Source organism: Roseomonas fluvialis (assembly GCF_022846615.1).
GTDB lineage: Bacteria > Pseudomonadota > Alphaproteobacteria > Acetobacterales > Acetobacteraceae > Neoroseomonas > Neoroseomonas fluvialis.
In genome coordinates this window covers 770,016-788,149 of record NZ_AP025637.1, presented here as the reverse complement: position 1 = coordinate 788,149, position 18,134 = coordinate 770,016, and the positions used below count along the sequence as shown (strand labels likewise).

The 18,134-nt window shown below is 72.3% G+C and carries 23 protein-coding genes and 1 tRNA gene; 7 read left to right on the top strand and 17 right to left on the bottom strand.

Going from position 1 to position 18,134, the window contains the following annotated elements; all coding sequences use genetic code 11:
- Positions 1-37: 37 nt before the first annotated feature.
- Positions 38-1,090 (bottom strand): lysophospholipid acyltransferase family protein, encoded by a 1,053-nt coding sequence (locus MWM08_RS03890; RefSeq protein WP_244458162.1) that lies wholly within the window; start codon positions 1,088-1,090, stop codon positions 38-40.
- A gap of 35 nt (positions 1,091-1,125) precedes the next feature.
- Between MWM08_RS03890 and MWM08_RS03885 the strand changes: the two genes are divergently transcribed.
- Positions 1,126-2,091, top strand: coding sequence for a Bug family tripartite tricarboxylate transporter substrate binding protein (locus MWM08_RS03885; RefSeq protein ID WP_244458161.1), 966 nt, complete (start codon positions 1,126-1,128; stop codon positions 2,089-2,091).
- A gap of 260 nt (positions 2,092-2,351) precedes the next feature.
- Here MWM08_RS03885 and MWM08_RS03880 read toward each other — a convergent pair whose 3' ends face one another.
- A complete protein-coding gene (locus MWM08_RS03880; RefSeq protein ID WP_244458160.1) occupies positions 2,352-3,386 on the bottom strand; it encodes an NAD/NADP-dependent octopine/nopaline dehydrogenase family protein in 1,035 nt (344 codons plus the stop codon).
- A 299-nt stretch (positions 3,387-3,685) separates the two neighbouring features.
- Between MWM08_RS03880 and MWM08_RS03875 the strand changes: the two genes are divergently transcribed.
- A complete protein-coding gene (locus MWM08_RS03875; RefSeq protein ID WP_244458159.1) occupies positions 3,686-4,660 on the top strand; it encodes a Bug family tripartite tricarboxylate transporter substrate binding protein in 975 nt (324 codons plus the stop codon).
- Positions 4,661-4,696: 36 nt separating this feature from the next.
- Positions 4,697-5,083 carry a hypothetical protein gene (locus tag MWM08_RS03870; RefSeq protein WP_244458158.1) on the top strand — a complete coding sequence of 129 codons (387 nt, stop codon included), beginning with the start codon at positions 4,697-4,699 and terminating at the stop codon, positions 5,081-5,083.
- On the opposite strand, the gene MWM08_RS03865 is transcribed toward MWM08_RS03870, so the two are convergent.
- The 4 genes from MWM08_RS03865 to MWM08_RS03850 all read right to left on the bottom strand — a co-directional run bounded on the left by MWM08_RS03865 (position 5,050) and on the right by MWM08_RS03850 (position 7,544).
- On the bottom strand, positions 5,050-5,697 hold the full coding sequence (locus tag MWM08_RS03865; RefSeq protein WP_244458157.1) for a glutathione S-transferase family protein: 648 nt from the start codon (positions 5,695-5,697) through the stop codon (positions 5,050-5,052). The two genes, MWM08_RS03870 and MWM08_RS03865, sit on opposite strands and share 34 nt — an antisense overlap.
- A 5-nt stretch (positions 5,698-5,702) precedes the next feature.
- Positions 5,703-6,509 carry a GNAT family N-acetyltransferase gene (locus MWM08_RS03860; protein ID WP_244458156.1) on the bottom strand — a complete coding sequence of 269 codons (807 nt, stop codon included), beginning with the start codon at positions 6,507-6,509 and terminating at the stop codon, positions 5,703-5,705.
- On the bottom strand, positions 6,506-7,000 hold the full coding sequence (locus tag MWM08_RS03855) for a Fur family transcriptional regulator (RefSeq protein WP_244458155.1): 495 nt from the start codon (positions 6,998-7,000) through the stop codon (positions 6,506-6,508). The genes MWM08_RS03860 and MWM08_RS03855 overlap by 4 nt, the downstream gene beginning before the upstream one ends.
- A gap of 115 nt (positions 7,001-7,115) precedes the next feature.
- Positions 7,116-7,544 carry a Ros/MucR family transcriptional regulator gene (locus MWM08_RS03850; protein WP_244458154.1) on the bottom strand — a complete coding sequence of 143 codons (429 nt, stop codon included), beginning with the start codon at positions 7,542-7,544 and terminating at the stop codon, positions 7,116-7,118.
- A 165-nt stretch (positions 7,545-7,709) separates the two neighbouring features.
- Here MWM08_RS03850 and MWM08_RS03845 point away from each other — a divergent pair, with 165 nt between their 5' ends.
- Positions 7,710-7,898 (top strand): sulfurtransferase TusA family protein, encoded by a 189-nt coding sequence (locus MWM08_RS03845; protein WP_244460055.1) that lies wholly within the window; start codon positions 7,710-7,712, stop codon positions 7,896-7,898.
- Here the strand turns inward: MWM08_RS03845 and rimI are convergent.
- Positions 7,867-8,283 (bottom strand): ribosomal protein S18-alanine N-acetyltransferase, encoded by a 417-nt coding sequence (gene rimI, locus MWM08_RS03840; RefSeq protein WP_255751430.1) that lies wholly within the window; start codon positions 8,281-8,283, stop codon positions 7,867-7,869. The two genes, MWM08_RS03845 and rimI, sit on opposite strands and share 32 nt — an antisense overlap.
- Positions 8,284-8,336: 53 nt before the next feature.
- On the bottom strand, positions 8,337-9,008 hold the full coding sequence (tsaB, locus tag MWM08_RS03835) for a tRNA (adenosine(37)-N6)-threonylcarbamoyltransferase complex dimerization subunit type 1 TsaB (protein WP_244458153.1): 672 nt from the start codon (positions 9,006-9,008) through the stop codon (positions 8,337-8,339).
- Between the two features lie 113 nt (positions 9,009-9,121).
- Between tsaB and MWM08_RS03830 the strand changes: the two genes are divergently transcribed.
- Positions 9,122-10,090, top strand: a complete 969-nt coding sequence (locus MWM08_RS03830; protein WP_244458152.1) for a tripartite tricarboxylate transporter substrate binding protein — start codon at positions 9,122-9,124, stop codon at positions 10,088-10,090.
- 132 nt (positions 10,091-10,222) lie between these two features.
- Here MWM08_RS03830 and MWM08_RS03825 read toward each other — a convergent pair whose 3' ends face one another.
- Positions 10,223-11,677, bottom strand: a complete 1,455-nt coding sequence (locus MWM08_RS03825; protein ID WP_244458151.1) for an amidase — start codon at positions 11,675-11,677, stop codon at positions 10,223-10,225.
- A gap of 180 nt (positions 11,678-11,857) precedes the next feature.
- Between MWM08_RS03825 and MWM08_RS03820 the strand changes: the two genes are divergently transcribed.
- Positions 11,858-12,502 carry an FMN-binding negative transcriptional regulator gene (locus MWM08_RS03820; RefSeq protein ID WP_244458150.1) on the top strand — a complete coding sequence of 215 codons (645 nt, stop codon included), beginning with the start codon at positions 11,858-11,860 and terminating at the stop codon, positions 12,500-12,502.
- Positions 12,503-12,627: 125 nt separating this feature from the next.
- Here MWM08_RS03820 and MWM08_RS03815 read toward each other — a convergent pair whose 3' ends face one another.
- Genes MWM08_RS03815 through MWM08_RS03800 form a run of 4 tightly spaced genes read right to left on the bottom strand, consistent with a single transcriptional unit; the run spans position 12,628 to position 14,310 of the window.
- Positions 12,628-12,864: a hypothetical protein gene (locus MWM08_RS03815; RefSeq protein ID WP_244458149.1), complete on the bottom strand. Its 237-nt coding sequence runs from the start codon at positions 12,862-12,864 to the stop codon at positions 12,628-12,630.
- Positions 12,864-13,709 carry a bifunctional methylenetetrahydrofolate dehydrogenase/methenyltetrahydrofolate cyclohydrolase FolD gene (gene folD, locus MWM08_RS03810; RefSeq protein ID WP_244458148.1) on the bottom strand — a complete coding sequence of 282 codons (846 nt, stop codon included), beginning with the start codon at positions 13,707-13,709 and terminating at the stop codon, positions 12,864-12,866. The genes MWM08_RS03815 and folD overlap by 1 nt, the downstream gene beginning before the upstream one ends.
- The gene (locus MWM08_RS03805) at positions 13,706-14,008 is read right to left on the bottom strand and encodes a DUF167 domain-containing protein (RefSeq protein WP_244458147.1); all 303 of its coding nucleotides are present in this window, start codon (positions 14,006-14,008) and stop codon (positions 13,706-13,708) included. The genes folD and MWM08_RS03805 overlap by 4 nt, the downstream gene beginning before the upstream one ends.
- Positions 14,008-14,310, bottom strand: coding sequence for a YggT family protein (locus MWM08_RS03800; RefSeq protein WP_244458146.1), 303 nt, complete (start codon positions 14,308-14,310; stop codon positions 14,008-14,010). Before MWM08_RS03800 ends, MWM08_RS03805 begins: the two co-directional genes overlap by 1 nt.
- Before the next feature lie 148 nt (positions 14,311-14,458).
- Here MWM08_RS03800 and MWM08_RS03795 point away from each other — a divergent pair.
- Positions 14,459-14,534, top strand: a tRNA-Ala gene (locus MWM08_RS03795).
- Between the two features lie 40 nt (positions 14,535-14,574).
- Here MWM08_RS03795 and MWM08_RS03790 read toward each other — a convergent pair.
- The 4 genes from MWM08_RS03790 to MWM08_RS03775 are packed head-to-tail and all read right to left on the bottom strand — an operon-like array spanning position 14,575 to position 18,132.
- Positions 14,575-15,039, bottom strand: coding sequence for a DUF3429 domain-containing protein (locus tag MWM08_RS03790; RefSeq protein WP_244458145.1), 465 nt, complete (start codon positions 15,037-15,039; stop codon positions 14,575-14,577).
- Between the two features lie 40 nt (positions 15,040-15,079).
- The gene (locus tag MWM08_RS03785; RefSeq protein ID WP_244458144.1) at positions 15,080-15,679 is read right to left on the bottom strand and encodes a hypothetical protein; all 600 of its coding nucleotides are present in this window, start codon (positions 15,677-15,679) and stop codon (positions 15,080-15,082) included.
- Between the two features lie 52 nt (positions 15,680-15,731).
- Positions 15,732-16,775, bottom strand: a complete 1,044-nt coding sequence (locus tag MWM08_RS03780; protein WP_244458143.1) for a hypothetical protein — start codon at positions 16,773-16,775, stop codon at positions 15,732-15,734.
- Positions 16,750-18,132 carry an MBOAT family O-acyltransferase gene (locus MWM08_RS03775; RefSeq protein WP_244458142.1) on the bottom strand — a complete coding sequence of 461 codons (1,383 nt, stop codon included), beginning with the start codon at positions 18,130-18,132 and terminating at the stop codon, positions 16,750-16,752. The genes MWM08_RS03780 and MWM08_RS03775 overlap by 26 nt, the downstream gene beginning before the upstream one ends.
- Between the last annotated feature and the right edge of the window lie 2 nt (positions 18,133-18,134).

The following is an 18,134-nucleotide window of genomic DNA, read 5'->3' as shown; positions in this document are numbered from 1 at the left end:
TCGGCGCGGGCGGACGGTGCCGGCACGCCGCGCGGCATCAGGCGGCCGGCCCGCGCAGCCGCAGTGGCGCCACCGGCCGGTTCTGCCGCAGCATCGCGGCACCCTCGGCCACCACCTCGCTGGCCGCCGCGGTCAGCGCCTTACGGTCGGGGAAGGCGGCCGGGTCGGCCGGTTCGTGCAGCAGCACCGTGGCGCGCGCGCCGGACCGCCGGGCGATGCGCCAGAAATGCGTCGCGATGTCCATGTCGCCGTACCAGGCGAAGAAGGGCCGGTCGCGCCGGCAGGCGGGCAGGCCACCCAGGCGGTCATAGACCAGCGAGACCGGCTGCACCTGCTTCGCATCGGCCGCCACCGCCAGGAAGGAGGACCGGAAGGGCAGCACTCGCGTGCCGTCATTCGACGTGCCCTCGGGGAACAGGATGATGCTGTCGCCCGATTGCAGGCGCTGGCCGATGTCCCCTGCCTCCTTGCCGGTGCCGCTGCGCGTGCGGCTGACGAAAACCGTGCGGCCGAGCCGCGCGACGGTGGCGACCAGCGGCCAAGTCCCGACTTCGGCCTTGGACACGAAGGATGCTTCGAGCACCCCGCCCAGCACCAGGATGTCGAGCCAGGAGGAATGGTTCGACACGTACAGCACCGAAGGCGAGGCCGAGGGCGCGCCGACCACCTGGACCCGGAGCCCGATCAGCCGGCACAGCACGGCGTGGTAGGTGCGGCCGAACCGCTTGGCGCCGGCGGGCGAGGCGCGCAGGAGCACCGCCTGCACCGGGATGCACAACAGCGTCCAGACCGCCGCGCTGGCCATGCGGCGGATGGCGCGGATGCGCCCGCCGATCGGCCGCGGTTCCATCACGTCGCCCCAGGCGTCGCCGCGCATCCAGGGGCTGAAGCGCAGCGGGTTGCGGCGCAGAAGCCGTCGCGGCTTCAGCGCTTCCTCGGGCGAGCGGGCGACGGCTTCCATGCAGCGCAGGTAGCGCGCGGACCGTGGCGGGGCAATGAAGGCTTCGCGGCAGGCGCGTGAAGGCTGGCGACGGCCGGCACCGCAGCCGCCCGCCGGCGCGCCGATGGCACCGGCGCCGCGGCGTGCCATGAATGCGCCGTCCCACCGCCCGAGGAAACACCGCCATGCCCCTGCCCCGCCGCGCGCTGCTGGCCAGCCTGGCGCTGCCCGCCCCCGCCCTGGCGCAGTCGGCCTGGTCGCCGGACCGCCCGGCCCGCCTCGTGGTGCCCTTCGCACCAGGCGGATCGCAGGACGTGCTGGGCCGCCTGTTCGCCCAGGCAGTGCAGGCCGCGACCGGCCAGCAGCTGGTGGTCGAGAATCGGGCTGGCGCCGGCGGCATCCTGGGCGGCGAGGCGGTGGCGCGCGGCCCCGCCGACGGGCTTTCACTGCTGCTCGCGACTGCGGGTCAGACCACCATCCCGAAGGCGATCGGCCGGCGCATGCCCTACGATCCCGGCACCGACCTGGCACCCGTGATGCAACTGCTCGACAGCCCGGTCGCGCTGCTCGCCGGGCCGGGCGTGCCGGCCTCCGACGCGGCGGGGCTGATGGCTTTCGCGCGCGCCGCGCCGGCGCCGCTGCCCTATGCCTCGACCGGGACCGGCACCAACACGCACCTGATCATGGAGGACCTCAAGGCGCGCGAGCGGCTCAATGTCGAGCACGTGCCCTATCGCGGCGCAGCGGCGGCCTTCAACGACCTGCTGGCGGGGCGGATCGCGCTGATGTTCGTCTCGGTGCCCTCGGTGCTGGGCTTCCAGGGTGGGGCGCTGCGCGTGGTCGCGACCACCGGCGACCGGCGCTTCCCGAGCCTGCCCGATATGCCGACCCTGGCCGAGGCCTCGGTGCCGGGATTCACCGCCAGCATCTGGACCGGGCTGTCGCTGCGCGCCGGCACGCCGCCGGCGGCCATCGCGTTCTGGCACGAGGCCTTCACGCGCGCGATCCAGGACGTATCGCTGCGCAACCGGCTCGAGGGACTTGGCGCCACGCCGGCGCCGACCGATCCCGAGGCCTTCGGCGCCATGATGCGCGACGACCTGGCGCGCTGGACGCGGGTGGTGGCGCCGCTGGCGATCAGCCTGGACTGACCGGCTGCGGTGACGTCTTCGACCGACGGCATCGGGCTGGGGTCACGTTGGTCGTGTCTCGCTGAAGGCACCCGGTCGAGGGTCGCGCCGCGGGAACGCGGTCGGCGTGTCACGCCACCCCCGCGCCTTCCGCATGGCGCGCGAAGCTCGGGTTTGTGAGGATTTCGCCGGGTCACCGGCGGTGCGCATCGCGTCGCGCGGCACAGCTCCCCGCCCGATACCGCTGGAGCGGCAGCGCACCCGACAGGCCGCGCGGCCGTTCAGCCTGCGCGCAGCAAGGCGGGCAGGTTTGCGAGATCGAGCCCCTCGAGCAGCGGGTTCTCCCGCAGGCCGCGCCCCCACAGCGTCTCGATCACCGTGACCGCGGCCTCGGTCACCGGCATGGGCTGGCCATTCGCGGCGGCCAGCGCCAGGTAGAAGGCGAGGCCATAGGGCACGTCCTCGGTCACGTAGCGCGTGTCCATCTCGGTCGGGCCGGCGATCACGCCGCGGCCGGCCTCGATGGCGCGGGTCATCTCGTGCAGCGGGCCGCGCGGCACGCCGTTGGTGCGGTGCAGGGCCTCGACGAGGCTGGGCGGGCTGTGGCCGAAGCGCGCGGCCAGCGCGTCGCGCTCGGCGCAGAGCGCCTCCATCAGGCGGCACACCGCTTCCGTCATCAGCCCGTACTGGCCCCAGGTCTCGCGCTGTTCGATGCGCGTGACGTTCGCCAGCGCCAGCGCGGCATGGGCGATCGGGTTGGTGTTGATGAAGGCGGCCGCCAGCGCATCGGGCACCACCGGCCAGCGGTTGCCGAACAGGGCTTCGGCCAGCGCGGCCATCTGCGGCGCGGCCGCCCCCGGCAGCGCGCCCATCTCGGACCAGGCGCGGATGGCGGCGATGCGCACGCGGTCGGGCGCGGTGCGCCGGCCGGTGATGGGCGTGGTCGCCATCGCGCCCACCGGCGCGCCCGGCCCGCGAAGCCGCGCGAAGGCCAGCGGCGCGAGCGAGGCCGCCGGCGCGATCAGCAAGGGCATGTCGCGCGGAATGGCGGCGGCAATACGCGCGAGCAGCCCGGCCAGTGCATAGGCCGGCACCGTCAGCAGCGCGACATCGGCGCCGGCGAAGGCTTCCTCGAGCGTGGCGGCGACGCGGACGGGGAAGGTGCCGGTCAGTTCGCCCTCGGCGTGCAGCGTGCCCGCCAGGCCGCCGGTGCCGGCGCCCGAAGGCGACCACAGCGCCGCGTCATGGCCGCGGCTCGCGGCCAGGGCGGCGCAGCCGGGGCCAATCGCCCCCGCACCCAGGATCGCCACGCGCATCCGCATCCTCCCGACTTGAGGCGCCGACGCTGGCGCGCCAACGGCGCGACGGCAAGGGCGCGAGGCGGTCGGCCCGAGCGCGGCCCGCACAGCGTCGCGGCAGGGCATTGGCAATGCCGAGGCGCGGCGCGGTGCCTCCGGCCGCTGCGCGACACGAACGCAATGGCCAACCTGTCGGTCGCGGCACCTTCCCGATGCGAGAGCCAGGGGGCTGCCGTTGGGTCACGGGGCGCGCGCGGGCCTGTGCCGCCCGATCGGAAATCACGCTAGGCTCGGTCCGTTCCAGCAGGACCCACGCCATGATGAATCGCCGCACCGTGCTCGCCGCCCCCCTCGCCCTTGCGCCGGCTGCCGCGCGCGCGCAGGCGCCGGCCTGGCCGGACAAGCCGGTGCGCCTGATCGTGCCCACGCTGGGCGGGGCAGGCACCGCCGACACCGTCGCGCGCATCCTGAGCCAGGAACTGGACAAGCGCCTGCCGCAGCGCGTGGTGGTCGAGAACCGCGCCGGCGCCAACGGCAATGTCGGCGCCGCGCTGGCCGCGCGCAGCGCGCCGGACGGCTACACCTTCCTGTGGGGATGGGCGGGCACGCTGGCGACCAACCCCGCGCTGTACCGTGACCTGCCCTTCGACCCGACGCGCGACTTCGACCCGGTGGTGCTGGTGGGCAACGTGCCGAACATCCTGGTGGTGAACCGCGCTCTCGGGCCGCGCACGCTGGCGGAATTCACCGCCTATGCACGGGCCAATCCGGGGAAGATCAATTTCGGCTCCACCGGCAACGGGTCGTCGATGCACCTGGCCGGCGAGCTGTATCGCCAGATGACGCAGACCGACATGCAGCACGTGCCCTATTCCGGCCCCGCGCCGGCGGTGACCGACCTGCTGTCGAACCGCATCCAGGCGATGTTCAACCTGGTGACCGGCGCGCTGCCGCAGATCCGTGGCGGAGAGGTGGTGCCGCTTGCGATCCTGGACGATGCGCGGTCTCCGCAACTGCCCGACGTGCCGACCATGGCGGAACTCGGCATGGCCGGGCTGACCTTCGGCACCTGGTTCATGGTGATGGCGCCCAAGGGCACGCCGGGACCGGTCATCGACCGGCTGAACACGTTGGTGAACGAGGTGATCGCCGACCCCGAGGGCAAGCAGCGTCTGGAAGGCGCGGGGCTGGTGCTGCTGGGCGGCACGCGGGCGCGCGCGGCGGAGTTCCTGGCGGTGGAGATCCGCCGCCATGCCGAGATCGTGCGCGCGAGCGGCGCCAGGATCGACTGAACCGCCGCAACATCGGCGGGCATGGTGCGGGACGGCGTGTCGGACGCCCGCCTGTCGCCCCTCGCGGGGTCCCTGCCGGTCACGCTGTCCGTCCCGCGGGGCGGGTTCTTCGCCTTCGTGGGCGTGGAGGTGGCGGAGATGCCGCCGCTCACAACGGTGGCGCTGCGCGTCGGCCTGGCTGCGGCGATGCTGCGGGTGGCGCTGCGAGTGCTGTCGGTGCCGCCGCCGCGGGACCTATCGCTCGTCACCGTCCTGGTGCCAGTCAGCGCGAGCGGCTCGGGACGCTGGTGCGCGGCGAAACGCTGCTGGCGCGGCTCCTGGCCGGGATGGCGCCGATCGCGGCGGGGCTGGCGGCAATCGATGGCCGGCATGAGCGCCTGGCGCGCTGATCAGAAGTCGAGGCGCCCGAACAATTCCGCATAGGGGATCATGACGCCGGCCCGATAGGCGGGGCGTTCCTGCAGGCGCGCGTACCAGGCTTCCACGCGCGGCGCCGGCGCGCGTGGAATATCGAGCGTGAACCACCGGTACAGCGCGGTGCCGGCCGGGATGTCCGCCAGGCCCGGCGCATCGCCGCCGAGGAAGGCGCGCCCCGCCAGTTCGCCGTCCAGCACCGCCAGCCGCGCATCGGTCCGCGCGATGGCGGCCGACACCGCCGCCATGTCGCGTGCCGGCGCGGGCGTCCGGTAGTAGCCCCAGAACACACCATTCAGCAGGTCCGGCTGCAGGCCGGTGGCAGCCCAGTCGATCCAGCGATCGGCCAGCGAGCGGAGGCGCGGATCGCCGTCCCAGAAGCGGGGGGCACCATAGCGCGCGGCGATGTAGCGCAGGATCGCGTGCGATTCCCACACCACATGGCCGTCATCGTCGACCACCGGGACCTTGCGATGCGGGTTCATCGCGCCGAAGGCGGGCGTATCCAGCCCGCCATGCGCGCCGCCGGCCTCGATGTGGCGATGCGGCAGGTCGATCTCGCGCAGCAGCCACATGATCTTCTGCACGTTGAACGAACTGCGCCGGCCCCACAGCGTCAGCATGGCGGTCAGTCGCGCCCGCCGACCTTGCGTTCGTAGTGCCGGTAATACTTGTCGGTGATCTGGTCGGTCTTCACGAGCACAGCGACATCGGTGGTGTTGAACTGATGGTCCAGCACCGCCCCGTCGCCCACGAAGCCGCCCAGGCGCAGGTATCCCTTCACCAGCGGCGGCAGGTCGACCAGCGTGCGCTTCACGTCGATGCCCGCAGGATCGCGGCGCATCATGTCCACGTAGCGGTCCGGCAGGGCGCGCGGACGGATGTCCTCGGGCGCCATGTGGTTCGCGGCGAGGTAGGTGAGCTGGTCGGCCAGGGCATCGAGGTCGGTGCCCGGCAACGACGCGCAGCCGAACAGGATGCCGATGCGGTGCTTGAACACGTAGGCGGCAATGCCGCCCCACAGAAGTTGCAGCGTGCCGCGCGTGCGATATGCGGCATCCACGCAGGACCGGCCGCATTCCACCAGCGGACCGTCGAAGGCCGTGATGCGCGAGATGTCGTATTCCGCGGCCGAGTACCAGCGCCCGAGCTTCGCCGCCGCCGGGCGGCGGATCAGGCGATAGGTGCCGACGACCGATTCCGCGCCCTCGCCGCGATCGTGGTCCACCACCAGCAGGTGGTCGGCCACCGCGTCGAAATCGTCGCGGTCGCGGTGCGTGGCGGCGGTCGCGGCATCCGCATGCGCGCCCATCTCGGTGTAGAAGACGCGGTAGCGCAGCGCCTGCACGGCATCGATCTCGTCGGCACTGACCGCGAGCCGCACACCGAGATTGCCCGACCGAAGTTCCCCGAAGCCGGGGTCGTCCTCGGTCATGTGTCGCCCCCGGCGCGGCGGCGCGGGGTGGTGCGCGGCGCCTCGGTCGGCTTGCGGCCGAACAGTTCCAGGCGCTGGCCGACCAGGTCGAAGCCGAGCCGCTGCGCGAGGCGCTGCGCGAGGGCGTCGAATTCCTTGTCGGCGAATTCGATGACGCGGCCGCTGTCCACGTCGATCAGGTGATGATGATGGCCGCGGTCGGCCAGGTCGTAGCGCGCGCGCCCGCCGCCGAAGTCGCGCTTCTCGAGGATGCCGTTCTCCTCGAGCAGCCGTACGGTGCGGTAGACGGTCGCGATCGAGACCTTGCTGTCGAGTGCCAGCGCGCGGCGATAGACATCCTCGACATCGGGGTGGTCTTCCGCCTCGCTCAGCACGCGCGCGATCAGCCGCCGCTGCCCGGTCATCTTGAGGCCGCGCTCGATGCACAGCCGTTCGATGCGGGACGGTGGTGCCTCGGTCGGCGGCAGGCGCGGTCGGGTCCGGCTCTCCATCAGGGTATCGGCATCCGCGGCAGGGGGGCGCCAGGGGCGGCGCGGGCCGGGACCATAGTCCCGCCCGGGCCGCCGGGCCAATCCTGCCGTCGCGCGAGGGTCAGCCGCGCGAGGGTCAGCCCCCCTTGGCCTTGCCGCGCGAACGCGGCGTGGTGCCGAGCCCGATCTTCTTCGCCAGCGAGGAACGATGCTTCGCGTAGTCCGGCGCCACCATGGGATAGTCGGCCGGCAAGCCCCAGCGTTCGCGGTACTGTTCCGGCGAGAGGTTGTACGAAGTCTTGAGATGCCGCTTCAGCATCTTGAGCTTCTTCCCATCCTCGAGGCAGATCAGGTAGCCCGGCGTGATGGACTTCTTGATCGGCACCGCCGGCTGCGGCCGTTCGGGTTCCGGTGGCGGCGCGCTGCCGACGCCCGACAGGGTACGAAACACTTCCTGGATCAGATTCGGCAATTCGGACGCCGGGACCGGGTTGTGCGAGACATGCGCCGATACGATCTGCGCGGTCAGGCCGAGAAGTTCACTGCTGGGATTGGATTCGGCCACGAAGGGGCCTCCTTGTTCGGGCGCTTGGCGACTCGTTTTTACAGCCGAGTCGGTATTATCGCAATGCTGCAAAGGATAAATTTCTTGACATCATTACGTATTGCACCGGCAAGCGAAGAAGTGTCGCCCGCTTCCGCGCTCGATATCACCAATGAGACTTGCCCGATGACCTTTGTTCGGGTCCGGCTCGCCCTGGATCGACTGCCGCCGGGCGCCATCCTCGACGTCCTGCTGAAGGGGGATGAACCGCTGCGCAACGTGCCGCGCACCGCCGCGGAACAAGGCCACCAAGTGGTCTCGCAGGCGGAGTTGCCCGGCGGCGTCACGCGCCTGGTGCTGCGCCGCAAGGGCTGAGCGCCAGGCGCAAAACCAGCGCGTCCGACCCATCCGGATAGTAGCGCCGCCGCCGCCCGGCCTCGGTGGCGCCCAGGCGCGCATAGAGCCGTCGTGCCGCGGCATTCTGCTCCGATACTTCGAGGAACATGTCGCTGGCACCGCGCTGTGCCGCCGCAGTCATCAACGCGCGCATCAGCGCGGCACCCGCCCCGCCGCGCCGCGCGGCCGGATGTACCGCGAGCGTCAGCACCTCGGCCTCCTGCGCCGCCACGCGGCCCATGGCGAACCCGACCGGATCCCCGCCGCGCGTCGCCAACAGCGTGAAATGCCCGGGCAGCGCGGCCAGCAGGCCGATCGCCGAGGCACCCCAGCGGTCGGCGGGGGAGAAGGCCTCGGCATGCAGGGCCGCGAGCAGCGCCGCTGCCTCGGGCCCAGCCGGCGTGATTTCGGGCGGGGTCAGGCAGGCACCGCGCCGGCGGGGGCGGTCACCGCTGGCGGCTCCGCGTAGAGCGGTGCGGCGGGGCGCGGCGCGAGTCCGGCCCGCAGCCGCGCCGCCGCCAGCCGCGCGAGGTGCGTGGCGTCGGGCAGGCCCTCATGCGCGTGCGCATCATTGCCGCGGGCGCGCAGTGCCGTGGCCACCGCCTCGGCGGCATCGCCCAGCACCAGCACGGGGCTGTCGGCGGGCGGCAGCGAATCCAGTGCGACGACCAGCGGCGCCGATGGCACATCCGCGCCGGGTGCGAAGACTTCCAGCACCACCCGCCCGCGCCGGTTGTCGACCGCCGCCCAGGCGGCACGACCGGCGCGCAGACCTGCGGGCAGCGCGGCCAACAGCGCCTCCCCGGTGGTGATGCCGGCCAAGGGCCGGCCGGCGCCCTGCGCGATGCCGGCGGCCAGCGCGATGGCGGCGCGCAGGCCGGTGAAGCCGCCTGGCCCGATGCCGACCACGACGGCGTCGAGCGCGGCCGCATCCAGGCCCGCGCGCGTGAGAACGTCCTGCACCATCGGCGGCAGCAGCGCGGGCTGGCCGCGCGGCGCATCGGCCGCCGCGGCGGCCAGCACCACGCCATCCGCCAGCACGGCGGCCGAACAGCGCGCGAGCGCGCCTTCGATGGCGAGGATCTTCATGCGGCCGGCTTTACGGCACTTCGCCCCCCGGCGGAATGGACGCTTCCCCGCCCGCGCGCCCGGCGTCAGGATGATGCCGCCGGGCCGCCAGAGCCCGCAGGGAAGGAAACGCCATGACCATCACCCGCCGCGCCCTTGGCGCCGCCGCCCTTGCCGCCCCCGCCTTGTCCATCGCGCGCGGCGCCTCGGCGCAGGCCGCTTTCCCGAGCCGCGCCGTGCGGATCGTGGTGCCCTATACGCCCGGCGGCGTCTCCGACATCACGGCGCGGCTGATCGCCGACCCCCTGTCCGCCACCTGGGGCCAGCCCGTGCCGGTCGAGAACCGCGCCGGCGCGGATGGCGTGATCGGCACCGAGGTGGTCGCGCGTGCGCCGGCGGATGGCTACACGCTCGGCCTGGTGTCGGTCGGGCATCCGGTGAATGCCGCCTTCTATCGCCTGCCCTTCGACACCATGCGCGACTTCACCTTCGTCACGCAGACCACCGCCACGCCGCTGGTGCTCTGTGCGCCGCGCGCCTTCGCGCCGAATACGCCGGCCGAGCTGGTGGACCATGCGAAGCGCAACCCGGGCGTGACCTTCGCGGGCACCGGCGGGGTGGTGCGCCTGGCTCCAGTGCTGTTCGCGCAGCGCACCGGCATCCAGCTGGAATACGTGCCCTATCGCGGCAGCACGCAGGCGCATCCGGACCTGATCGCCAACCGCGTGAACATCATGTTCGACACCGTCCCGGCCGCGCTGCCGCACATCCAGTCGGGCGCGCTGAAGGCGCTGGCCACCACGGGGGCGCGCCGCAGCCCGCAGCTGCCCGACGTGCCCACCATGGCCGAGGCGCTGCTGCCGGGCTTCGAGGCCGCCACCTGGGGCATGATCATCGCGCCAGCCAACCTGCCGCCGGCAGTGCTGGCGAAGCTGAACACCGACATTCGCGCCGCCCTGCGCACCCAGACCGTGATCGACCGGCACAACACGCTGGGGGCGGAAATCGTGTCGAACGACCCGGACACCATGCGCGCCTTCGTGCAGGCGGAGATGGAGAAGTGGGTGGCGGCGGCGCGGGCCGCGGGAATCCAGCCGCAGTAGAGGCAGCGGCGCGGCCACCGCGCGACGGTCCGGCACGCGGCGGCGGCGCAGTGCGACCGCTTCCGTCGTTTGCGCCCCACGGTCCGCCCCGCTGGCCGATCGCCGGCCGGGCGCGTGTGGTTGTGCGGCGCGTCACTCGTAGGGCGGCACCACGCCCGGGCGCGGGTCGATCGGCAGCATCCGGTCCAGACCACTGAGCCGTTCGAACAGCACCGCCACCTGCAGCGCACGCGCATCCTGCCGCGGGGGTGCCACCACCTGCAGGCCAACCGGCCGCCCGTGCCGGTCGAAGCCGCAGGGCACCGCCACCGCGGGGCAGCTCGCCAGCGTCGCGAAGGCATTGATCAGCGACCCGCCCATGTAGTTGTCGAGCACCTTTCCCGCGATCTTCTCCGGCGCGCGCAGGTTCACATCGAAGGCGGGTGTCGATGCCCCCGGCGTCACCAGCACGTCGCAGCGCGCGAATACGTCGCGCATCGCCCGGTAGAAGCGCGCCCGCTCGTGCTCCGCCCAGGCGAGGCGCGAGGGTGTCTCGGCCAGCCCGCGTTCGGTCTGCCAGACGATGTCCGGCTTGAGCAGGTGACGCTTCGTCGCGAGAAGTTCCTCGCGGTCCACCACGAAGTGCTGGCTGCGCAGCACCAGGAAGGCCTCGTTCAGCGCGCCGAGGTCGGGGTGGATCTCCTCCACGGCGATGCCGAGGCTCTCGAAGCGGCGCACTTCGCGCGCACAGATCTCGCGCATCTCGCGATCCATCGGCAGGGCGCCGCCGAAATCGGCGGTGAAGGCGATGCGCAGCGGCGCCTCGCGCTCCGCCGCTGCGACGGCGTCGGCGTAGGACCGCGACGGTTCGTCGTAGGTCATCGGGTCGTCGATGTCCCAGCCCGCCATGGTGTCGAGGAACAGCGCCAGGTCGGCGATGTTGCGCGCCATCGGCCCCTGCACCGACAGCGGCGACCACAGGTCTTCCTGCGCGCCGCGCGTGACGCGCCCCGGCGAGGGCCGCAGCCCCACCACGGAACAGTAGGTCGCGGGACGGCGCAACGACCCGCCATGATCGGACCCATGCGCCAGCCAGACCTCTCCGGTCGCGAGCGCCACCGCCCCGCCGCCGGTCGACCCACCGCAGGTGAGCGACGTGTTCCACGGATTGCGCGTGCGCCCGAACACCTCGTTGAAGGTCGAACCGCCGGCGCCGAATTCCGGCGTGTTGGACTTGGCGATGACGATGCCGCCGCGGCGTTCGATGCGCTCGACCACCGGGTGGCTGCGGTCGGGGACGTGGTCGGCGAAGATCGGGCTGCCGAAGGTGGTGCGCACGCCAGCCACCTCCGTCAGGTCCTTGATCGCAACCGGCAGGCCGCCGAGCCAGCCGGGTTCGCCCTCCGCCTCGCGCCGCTGCCCGCGCATCAGCGCCTTCGCGTGGTCGCGCGCGCGGTCGAGGCACAGCGTCGGCAGTGCGTTCACCTCCGGCTCCACGCGCGCGATCCGCGCGGCGGCGGCGTCGATGAGGTCGAGCGGCGTGATCTCCCGCGCGCGCAGCTTCGCCACGGCCTCGGTGGCGGTCAGGCGGATCAGGTCGTGGGTCATGCAGCGATGGCTCCGGCTGTCGGGCAGGTCACGGGACGGTTCCACGCAGGCGCCAGGCGACAGCTCGATGCCTTGCCAGCGGCGCCGCGCATCCCGCCATCGCATGCCTCCTGCGTGGTCGCGCCGGTTCCCTCGCGGGATGGCGCTGCGATAGCCTGCACCGGCCAGGAGCATCGCGCCATGTACACGCCAGCCGCCTTCCGCGAGGACGACCCCGCCATCCTGCACGCCGTGATGCGCGCGGCGCGCCTGGCGCTGCTGGTCAGCGCCGCGCCCGATGGCGGCGCGCCCGAGGCGACCCACCTGCCGCTGCTGATCGATCCTGACCAGGGCCCGCACGGCACGATCGTCGGCCACCTGGCCAAGGCGAACCCGCAATGGCGGTCGCTGGCGGCTGGTGCGGCGGCGCGCGCGATCTTCCCGGGGCCGGAGGCCTATGTCTCGCCCTCCAACTACGCCAGCAAGGCCGAGCATGGGCGCGTCGTGCCGACCTGGAACTACGTGGCGGTCCACGCCATCGGCCCGGTCGAGGTGATCGAGGACGCCGCGCGCCTGCATGCGCTGGTCAGCCGCCTGACCGACCACCACGAGACCCCGCGCGCGCAGCCCTGGGCCGTGGGCGACGCACCGGAGCCGTTCATCGCCGGGCAACTCAAGGGCATCGTCGGCATCGTGCTGCGGATCGAGACACTGATCGGCAAGCGCAAGCTCAGCCAGAACCGCAGCGCCGCGGACCGCGATGGTGTGGCGCGCGGGCTGGCGGCCAGCGACGATGCGGCCGACCGCGCGCTGGCGCAGGCGATGGCGGCCGAACCGAGCGACTGACGCCCTGCAGGGATGGGACGTTCGGTCGCGAAGCACCCTGCCCGGCCAGGCATACGCAGGCTGCGGCCCCTTGGATGCATCCTGCCGGCGACACACCCCGCGGCGGACGCGGGACGCGGCCGGGATCAGTCCTCGAGCCGCTTTTCGATCCGGGCCAGCGTGATGCGGATGCGGCGGACCATGTAGCCGATCTCGCCGATCGCGATCAGCGTCAGCGCAGACAACAGGCCGGCCGCTCCGTAGAGGATGCGCGGGCGGCTCCACTCCGGTCCGAGCACCGGCGTTCCCTGCAGCATGAGCACGAGGCAGGCGATCACGCCCGCGCCGCCGAACACCTGCAAGGCGCGGAAAAAGACCACCATCACGTCCCCCGGCGCGCCAGCGCCGCCTCCAGCGTGTTCTCGAGCAGGCAGGCGATCGTCATGGGACCCACGCCGCCCGGCACCGGCGTGATGGCACCCGCGACCGTCAGGGCCTCGGCATAGGCAACGTCACCGACCAGGCGCCCGTCCGCCAGGCGGTTGATGCCGACATCGACGACGACAGCGCCGGGGGCGATCCAGTCGCCGCGGACCATCTCCGCCCGCCCGACGGCCGCGACCAGCACCTCGGCGCGGCGGCATTCGGCGGCGATGTCGCGGGTGCGGGAATGTGCGACGGTCACGGTGCAATCGGCACCCAGCAGCAGCTGCGCCATGGGTCGGCCGACGATCTGCGACCGGCCCAGCACCACCGCGCGCGCGCCGCGCAGGTCGATGCCAGACTCTGCCAGGATGTGCATGACCCCGCGCGGCGTGCAGGGCACCAGGCCTGGCTGCCCCGCCGCGAGACGGCCGGCATTGATCGGATGGAAGCCGTCCACGTCCTTCGCCGGATCGACGGCGGCGATCGCGGCCTCGGCGCGGATCTGCGCGGGCAGTGGCAATTGCACCAGGATGCCGTCCACCGCCGGGTCGGCGTTCAGGCGCGCGATGGTGGCGAGCAGCGCGGCCTCGGTCGTGTCGGCGGGCAAATGGATGGTGGCGCTATCGAAGCCGGCCTCGGCCGCCGCGCGATCCTTGTTGCGGACATAGACGCCCGAGGCCGGGTCGTCGCCCACCCGCACCACGCGCAGGCCGGGTTGGAAGGACAGCGTGGCGACGCGTGCGGCCAGGCCCGCGCGCAACCGCGCGGCGATCGCCTTGCCATCCAGGATGCGCGCGGTCACGCCAGTGCCTCGAGCCGCGGGCCGAGCAGGCCGGCATCGCCGGCCACGTGCAGTGTCTTCTCGCGGCTGGTCGCGCCGTGGGCCACCTCGACCGCCGAGGCGGCGACACCGAGGGCCGCAGCCAACGTGGCGCAGGCGGCGCGGTTGGCGCGGCCATCCTCCGGCGCCTCGGTCACCGCCAGCGACAGCCGCGGCCCGTCCGCCGCCGCCTTGAGCCCACCGAGGCCCGGCCGGCGCGCCTTGGGCTGCACCTTCACGCGCACCGTCACGCCCGACGCATCAGCGCGCCAGAAGGCCATCAGAATCGATAGACGCCGAGGGCCGGCGCGATCGATGTCGCGAGCAGGATGCGCAGCGCCTGCAGCGCGATGATCAGCACCAGCGGCGACAGGTCGACCCCGCCCAGGTTCGGCAGGCGCTTGCGGATCGGCCGGAGCGCGGGTTCCGTCACGCGGTAGAAGAAATCCGCCACCGTCCAGACGAAACGGTTGCGGCTGTCGAGCACGTTGAAGGCCAGCAGCAGCGACAGGATCGCCGAGATGATCAGCGCCCAGACATACAGGCTGAGCGCCGTGTCGAGCAGCCAGAACAATGCTTGCATCGGTCCTCCGTGACCTTCCCTGCACCGGTCGCCGTGACCTTGCGCGCAACCTAGTGAGCGGCCCCCCGGCGGGCAAGGCGGCGGGGTTGCGTGATGGCGGGTTGACTTCGCGCGGGGGCTGGGGCACTCAGCCGGCCTCTCGCGGGTCGGGGCTGTAGCTCAGTTGGGAGAGCGCGTCGTTCGCAATGACGAGGTCAGGGGTTCGATTCCCCTCAGCTCCACCACCCGCGGGACTTTCCGAACATCAGGCTGACGACGAGCACGTCACGGCAGCAACGCGTACCCCGACGCGGCCAGGGACAGGAACACGCCGCCGGCCAAATGCAGCGCCGCCATCCCCCAGGACAGCGGTCGCCGCAGGTCCATCCACCAGCCCGGGGCGATGCCCTCCGCCACCAGCCGGCGGTCGGTCGGCAGCAACGCCGCGAAGACCACCCCCAGCACCAGCAGCCCCGTCGCCGGCGGTACCAGCAGCGCCGGCCAGGCCATCAGCGACGGCAGCACTGACAGCACGAGCAGCCGCGGCGCCACCGTCTCCGCGCGCGCCACGAGGCCCCACCAGGCACCGCCCACGAAGCTCGCGATCACCGCACCATAGGCCAGCCCGGCTTTCGCGATGATGTCGCGCCAGTCGGGCAGCAGCAGCAGGCCCGCGATCATCGCCACGGTCGGGATCAGCCCCGCGAGGCCAAGGTGGCGCGCCGCGCGCGGAAGGGTCGATTCGCTCATCGCTCCTTTCTGCGCGGCCGGGCCCGCCGCTGCCAAGCGATTACGCGCGGATCCAGGTCTCGGAGAAGGCCAGCATGGCGGTCGAAATCGACTGCCCCGCGATCTCGCGCGGGATCGGCGCGCCAGGCCGCACCTTGGCGTTCACCGTCACGCTCGCACTCGCGCAGCCCACGAACACGGATGGCATGTGGTGGGCGCCGGTGGCGGAGGTCGCCGGCGTCAGCGCGAAACAGAACGGCTTGCCCAGGCCCGACCAGGTCAGCGCCACCGTCAGGTCCGCCCCGCGCACCGTCTCGGAATAGGTGGTGATGGCATCGCCGCTGGTGCGCACGCTGTCCAGCTTCGCGTAGCGCAGGCCGGCCAGCCCCGGCAGGTTCCGCCAGGCGCCGAAATGGCTGACGTAGTCCGCCACCAGCCAGCGCGCGAGCGGCTCGTTGTCGGTCAGGCAGATGTTCTGCCCCTCGGCCAACTGCGGATCCAGCATCAGCACCAGCGCGTGCCCGCGCCCATGTGGGGAGAGCACGACGCGGAAGAAGGACGCCAGCGTGGTGAAGGGCCCCGCGGGGTCCTCCTTCAGCGAGATGCCCGGGTTCTCGCCCGACCATTCGACGGTGCCGGGGAAGATGTGCGTGTCGGCCATGGCGTGTCTCCTTCGGATTCGGCCCGCAGGGTGGGCCGCGCCGGCCGCGGGATCAACGGGCGGGCGGGACGATGATCCGCAGGTCCGGCGTGTCGCGGCCCGCCGCCGCTTCCGCCAGGTCGCGCACCAGGCGGTCGGCGATGCCGATGCGGTAGTGCTGCGGGTCCCAGTAGTTGGTGCCCTCGCGCGTGATGCTGCTCGGGAACATGAAGTCGGCCAGGATGGTGCCGGGCCGCGCACGGGCGATAGCCGCGATGTCGCGCCGGCAGGCGGCCCAGCGCCGTTCCTCGAGCGTGCCGGGCTGCGGCTGCAGCGAGACATGGTAGGGCACCAGGAACAGCAGCACGCGCGTCGAAGGCGGCAACGCGGCCAGGCGTTCGGCCAACAGCGCATGCTGCGGGAAGTCGAAGACCGGCGTGCCGGCAGGCGCGGGCTCGGATGGCGGCGGCACCAGCCCGGCGGCGGCGCGCGGCGCGTCGTAGCGCGCATCATCGGGCAGGAAATCCGCCCAGCCGTCGCGCCCGTAGCGCGGGCGCGCCAGGCCCAGCATGGCCAGCGCCTGCTTGCCGGCTTCCTCGGCGGCGAAGGGGTTCAGGATCTCGGCGTAGCCACGCCAGAGGTTCGCCCCATACATCCAGTCCGGAAAGGGCCGTGGCGTCAGGCGGCGCAGCGGGCCGCTCTCGCACCACACCATGTCGAGTCCCACCAGCACGGTGCGCGGCGCGGGGTGCGAGCGCGTGAACAGTGCGAGGATCTGCGACTGTTCCCACGCCGTGCCGCTGTTCATGGACAGGTTGGCGAAGCGCCCGCCGAAGGCTTGGTCCAGTTCCGGCGGGCGCAGCAGCCGTGCAGATGACGTGCCGATGACCACCGAATCGAAGCGCGGGTCGCGCGCCAGCATCGGGTAGGAAAAGCGCTGGTTGGTGGTGACCGTCTCGCGCGGCAGCGGCAGCCTCAGCGGCAGCATGCCCCAGGGGTCGACCAGCGCAATGAAGGCATAGACGACCACGACCAGCGTCGCGGCGGTGCCGAGCAGCCGCCGCACGAAGCGCGCCCAGCGCGCCGGGTCTTCAGAACTGGAAGTAGATGAACTCATTCGGGATCCGACCGCCGATCAGCAGCAGCATCAGGAACAGGACCACGCCCACCGCCGCGCCGACCACCGGCACCGGCCGCAGCCGCTCCAGCGCGGCCACCTGCGATGTCGGCCCGAGGACGGCGGCGATGCATCCCGCAACCATCGCGACAGTCTGCGTCGTGTCCATCACCACCGCCCCGCGCACCAGCGGCAGGCCCGCCAGCGCTTCGAACATGCGCGCGGCGGAGGGGAAGTCCGGCGCGCGGAACAGCACCCAGCCCGCCATGACGAACAGCAGCGTCAGCAGCCAGCCCGCCACCCAGGGCAGGCGCAGCCCAGCGCGGTTCCAGGCGCTGTTGATGGCGAGTGCGGCGCCATGCAGCCCGCCCCAAACCACGAAGGTCCAGGCTGCGCCGTGCCACAGCCCGGCGAGCAGCATGGTGACAACGACGTTGACCGCCTGGTGCGCCGCCCCGGCCCGGTTGCCGCCCAGCGGAATGTAGAGGTAGTCGCGCAGGAAGCGCGACAGCGTCATGTGCCAGCGACGCCAGAACTCGCGGATCGACGCCGCGCGATACGGCGCATCGAAGTTCACCGGCAGCCGCAGCCCGAACATCAGCGCGAGGCCCAGCGCCATGTCGGAATAGCCCGAGAAGTCGAAATAGATCTGCAGCGTATATGCCAGCGTACCGAGCCAGGCGTCGGAGGCCGCCAGCGCCTGCCCAGCCGCCGCACGGCCAAAGGCGGCATCGGCCACGGGGGCGAGCGTGTCCGCGATCGCGACCTTCTTCACCACGCCGATGGTGAACAGCACGAAGCCGCGTGCCAGGTTCTCGGCCATCTCGGGCCGGCGCGGGTCGAGCGCGAATTGCCAGATCACCTCGTTGTGGCGCACCAGCGGCCCGGCCACCAACTGCGGGAAGAAGCAGACGAACAGGAAGAAGTCCGACAGGTTGTACGTCTTGGCCTGGCCGCGCTTGAGGTCGACCAGGTAGGACACCTTCTGGAACACGTAGAAGGACACGCCGAGCGGCAGGATGATGCTCCAGGCATCGTGCCGCCCGCCCAGGATCCAGGCGACGTTGTCGGCGATGAAGTTGGCGTATTTCACCCAGGCCAGCACGCCAAGGTTCAGCACGATCCCGGCGTCAGCCCACCAGCCGCGCGGGTTGCCCGCATGCGCGCGCGCCAGCAGCCAGTTGATCAGCGTGAGGCCGACCAGCACCGGCACGAAGCGCAGGTCCCAGAAGGCGTAGAACACCAGCGATGCCAGGATCACCCACACCTGTCGCGCCAGGCGCGTGGGCGCGAGATACCACCCCAGCAGGGCGACCGGCAGCAGGCCGAGAATCAGCGCCTGGGAGTTGAACAGCATGG

Excerpts from the sequence above, each read along its gene's own strand:
- MWM08_RS03785 (WP_244458144.1), bottom strand. The coding sequence starts at position 15,679 with ATGGCCGACACGCACATCTTCCCCGGCACCGTCGAATGGTCGGGCGAG.
- MWM08_RS03805 (WP_244458147.1), bottom strand. The coding sequence starts at position 14,008 with ATGGCCTTCTGGCGCGCTGATGCGTCGGGCGTGACGGTGCGCGTGAAG.
- MWM08_RS03790 (WP_244458145.1), bottom strand. The coding sequence starts at position 15,039 with ATGAGCGAATCGACCCTTCCGCGCGCGGCGCGCCACCTTGGCCTCGCG.
- MWM08_RS03875 (WP_244458159.1), top strand. The coding sequence starts at position 3,686 with ATGATGAATCGCCGCACCGTGCTCGCCGCCCCCCTCGCCCTTGCGCCG.
- MWM08_RS03880 (WP_244458160.1), bottom strand. The coding sequence starts at position 3,386 with ATGCGCGTGGCGATCCTGGGTGCGGGGGCGATTGGCCCCGGCTGCGCC.
- MWM08_RS03885 (WP_244458161.1), top strand. The coding sequence starts at position 1,126 with ATGCCCCTGCCCCGCCGCGCGCTGCTGGCCAGCCTGGCGCTGCCCGCC.
- MWM08_RS03800 (WP_244458146.1), bottom strand. The coding sequence starts at position 14,310 with ATGCAAGCATTGTTCTGGCTGCTCGACACGGCGCTCAGCCTGTATGTC.
- MWM08_RS03780 (WP_244458143.1), bottom strand. The coding sequence starts at position 16,775 with ATGAGTTCATCTACTTCCAGTTCTGAAGACCCGGCGCGCTGGGCGCGC.
- MWM08_RS03865 (WP_244458157.1), bottom strand. The coding sequence starts at position 5,697 with ATGCTGACGCTGTGGGGCCGGCGCAGTTCGTTCAACGTGCAGAAGATC.
- MWM08_RS03855 (WP_244458155.1), bottom strand. The coding sequence starts at position 7,000 with ATGGAGAGCCGGACCCGACCGCGCCTGCCGCCGACCGAGGCACCACCG.
- MWM08_RS03820 (WP_244458150.1), top strand. The coding sequence starts at position 11,858 with ATGTACACGCCAGCCGCCTTCCGCGAGGACGACCCCGCCATCCTGCAC.
- MWM08_RS03815 (WP_244458149.1), bottom strand. The coding sequence starts at position 12,864 with ATGGTGGTCTTTTTCCGCGCCTTGCAGGTGTTCGGCGGCGCGGGCGTG.
- MWM08_RS03775 (WP_244458142.1), bottom strand. The coding sequence starts at position 18,132 with ATGCTGTTCAACTCCCAGGCGCTGATTCTCGGCCTGCTGCCGGTCGCC.
- MWM08_RS03825 (WP_244458151.1), bottom strand. The coding sequence starts at position 11,677 with ATGACCCACGACCTGATCCGCCTGACCGCCACCGAGGCCGTGGCGAAG.
- MWM08_RS03860 (WP_244458156.1), bottom strand. The coding sequence starts at position 6,509 with ATGACCGAGGACGACCCCGGCTTCGGGGAACTTCGGTCGGGCAATCTC.
- MWM08_RS03830 (WP_244458152.1), top strand. The coding sequence starts at position 9,122 with ATGACCATCACCCGCCGCGCCCTTGGCGCCGCCGCCCTTGCCGCCCCC.
- MWM08_RS03890 (WP_244458162.1), bottom strand. The coding sequence starts at position 1,090 with ATGGCACGCCGCGGCGCCGGTGCCATCGGCGCGCCGGCGGGCGGCTGC.
- MWM08_RS03845 (WP_244460055.1), top strand. The coding sequence starts at position 7,710 with ATGACCTTTGTTCGGGTCCGGCTCGCCCTGGATCGACTGCCGCCGGGC.
- tsaB (WP_244458153.1), bottom strand. The coding sequence starts at position 9,008 with ATGAAGATCCTCGCCATCGAAGGCGCGCTCGCGCGCTGTTCGGCCGCC.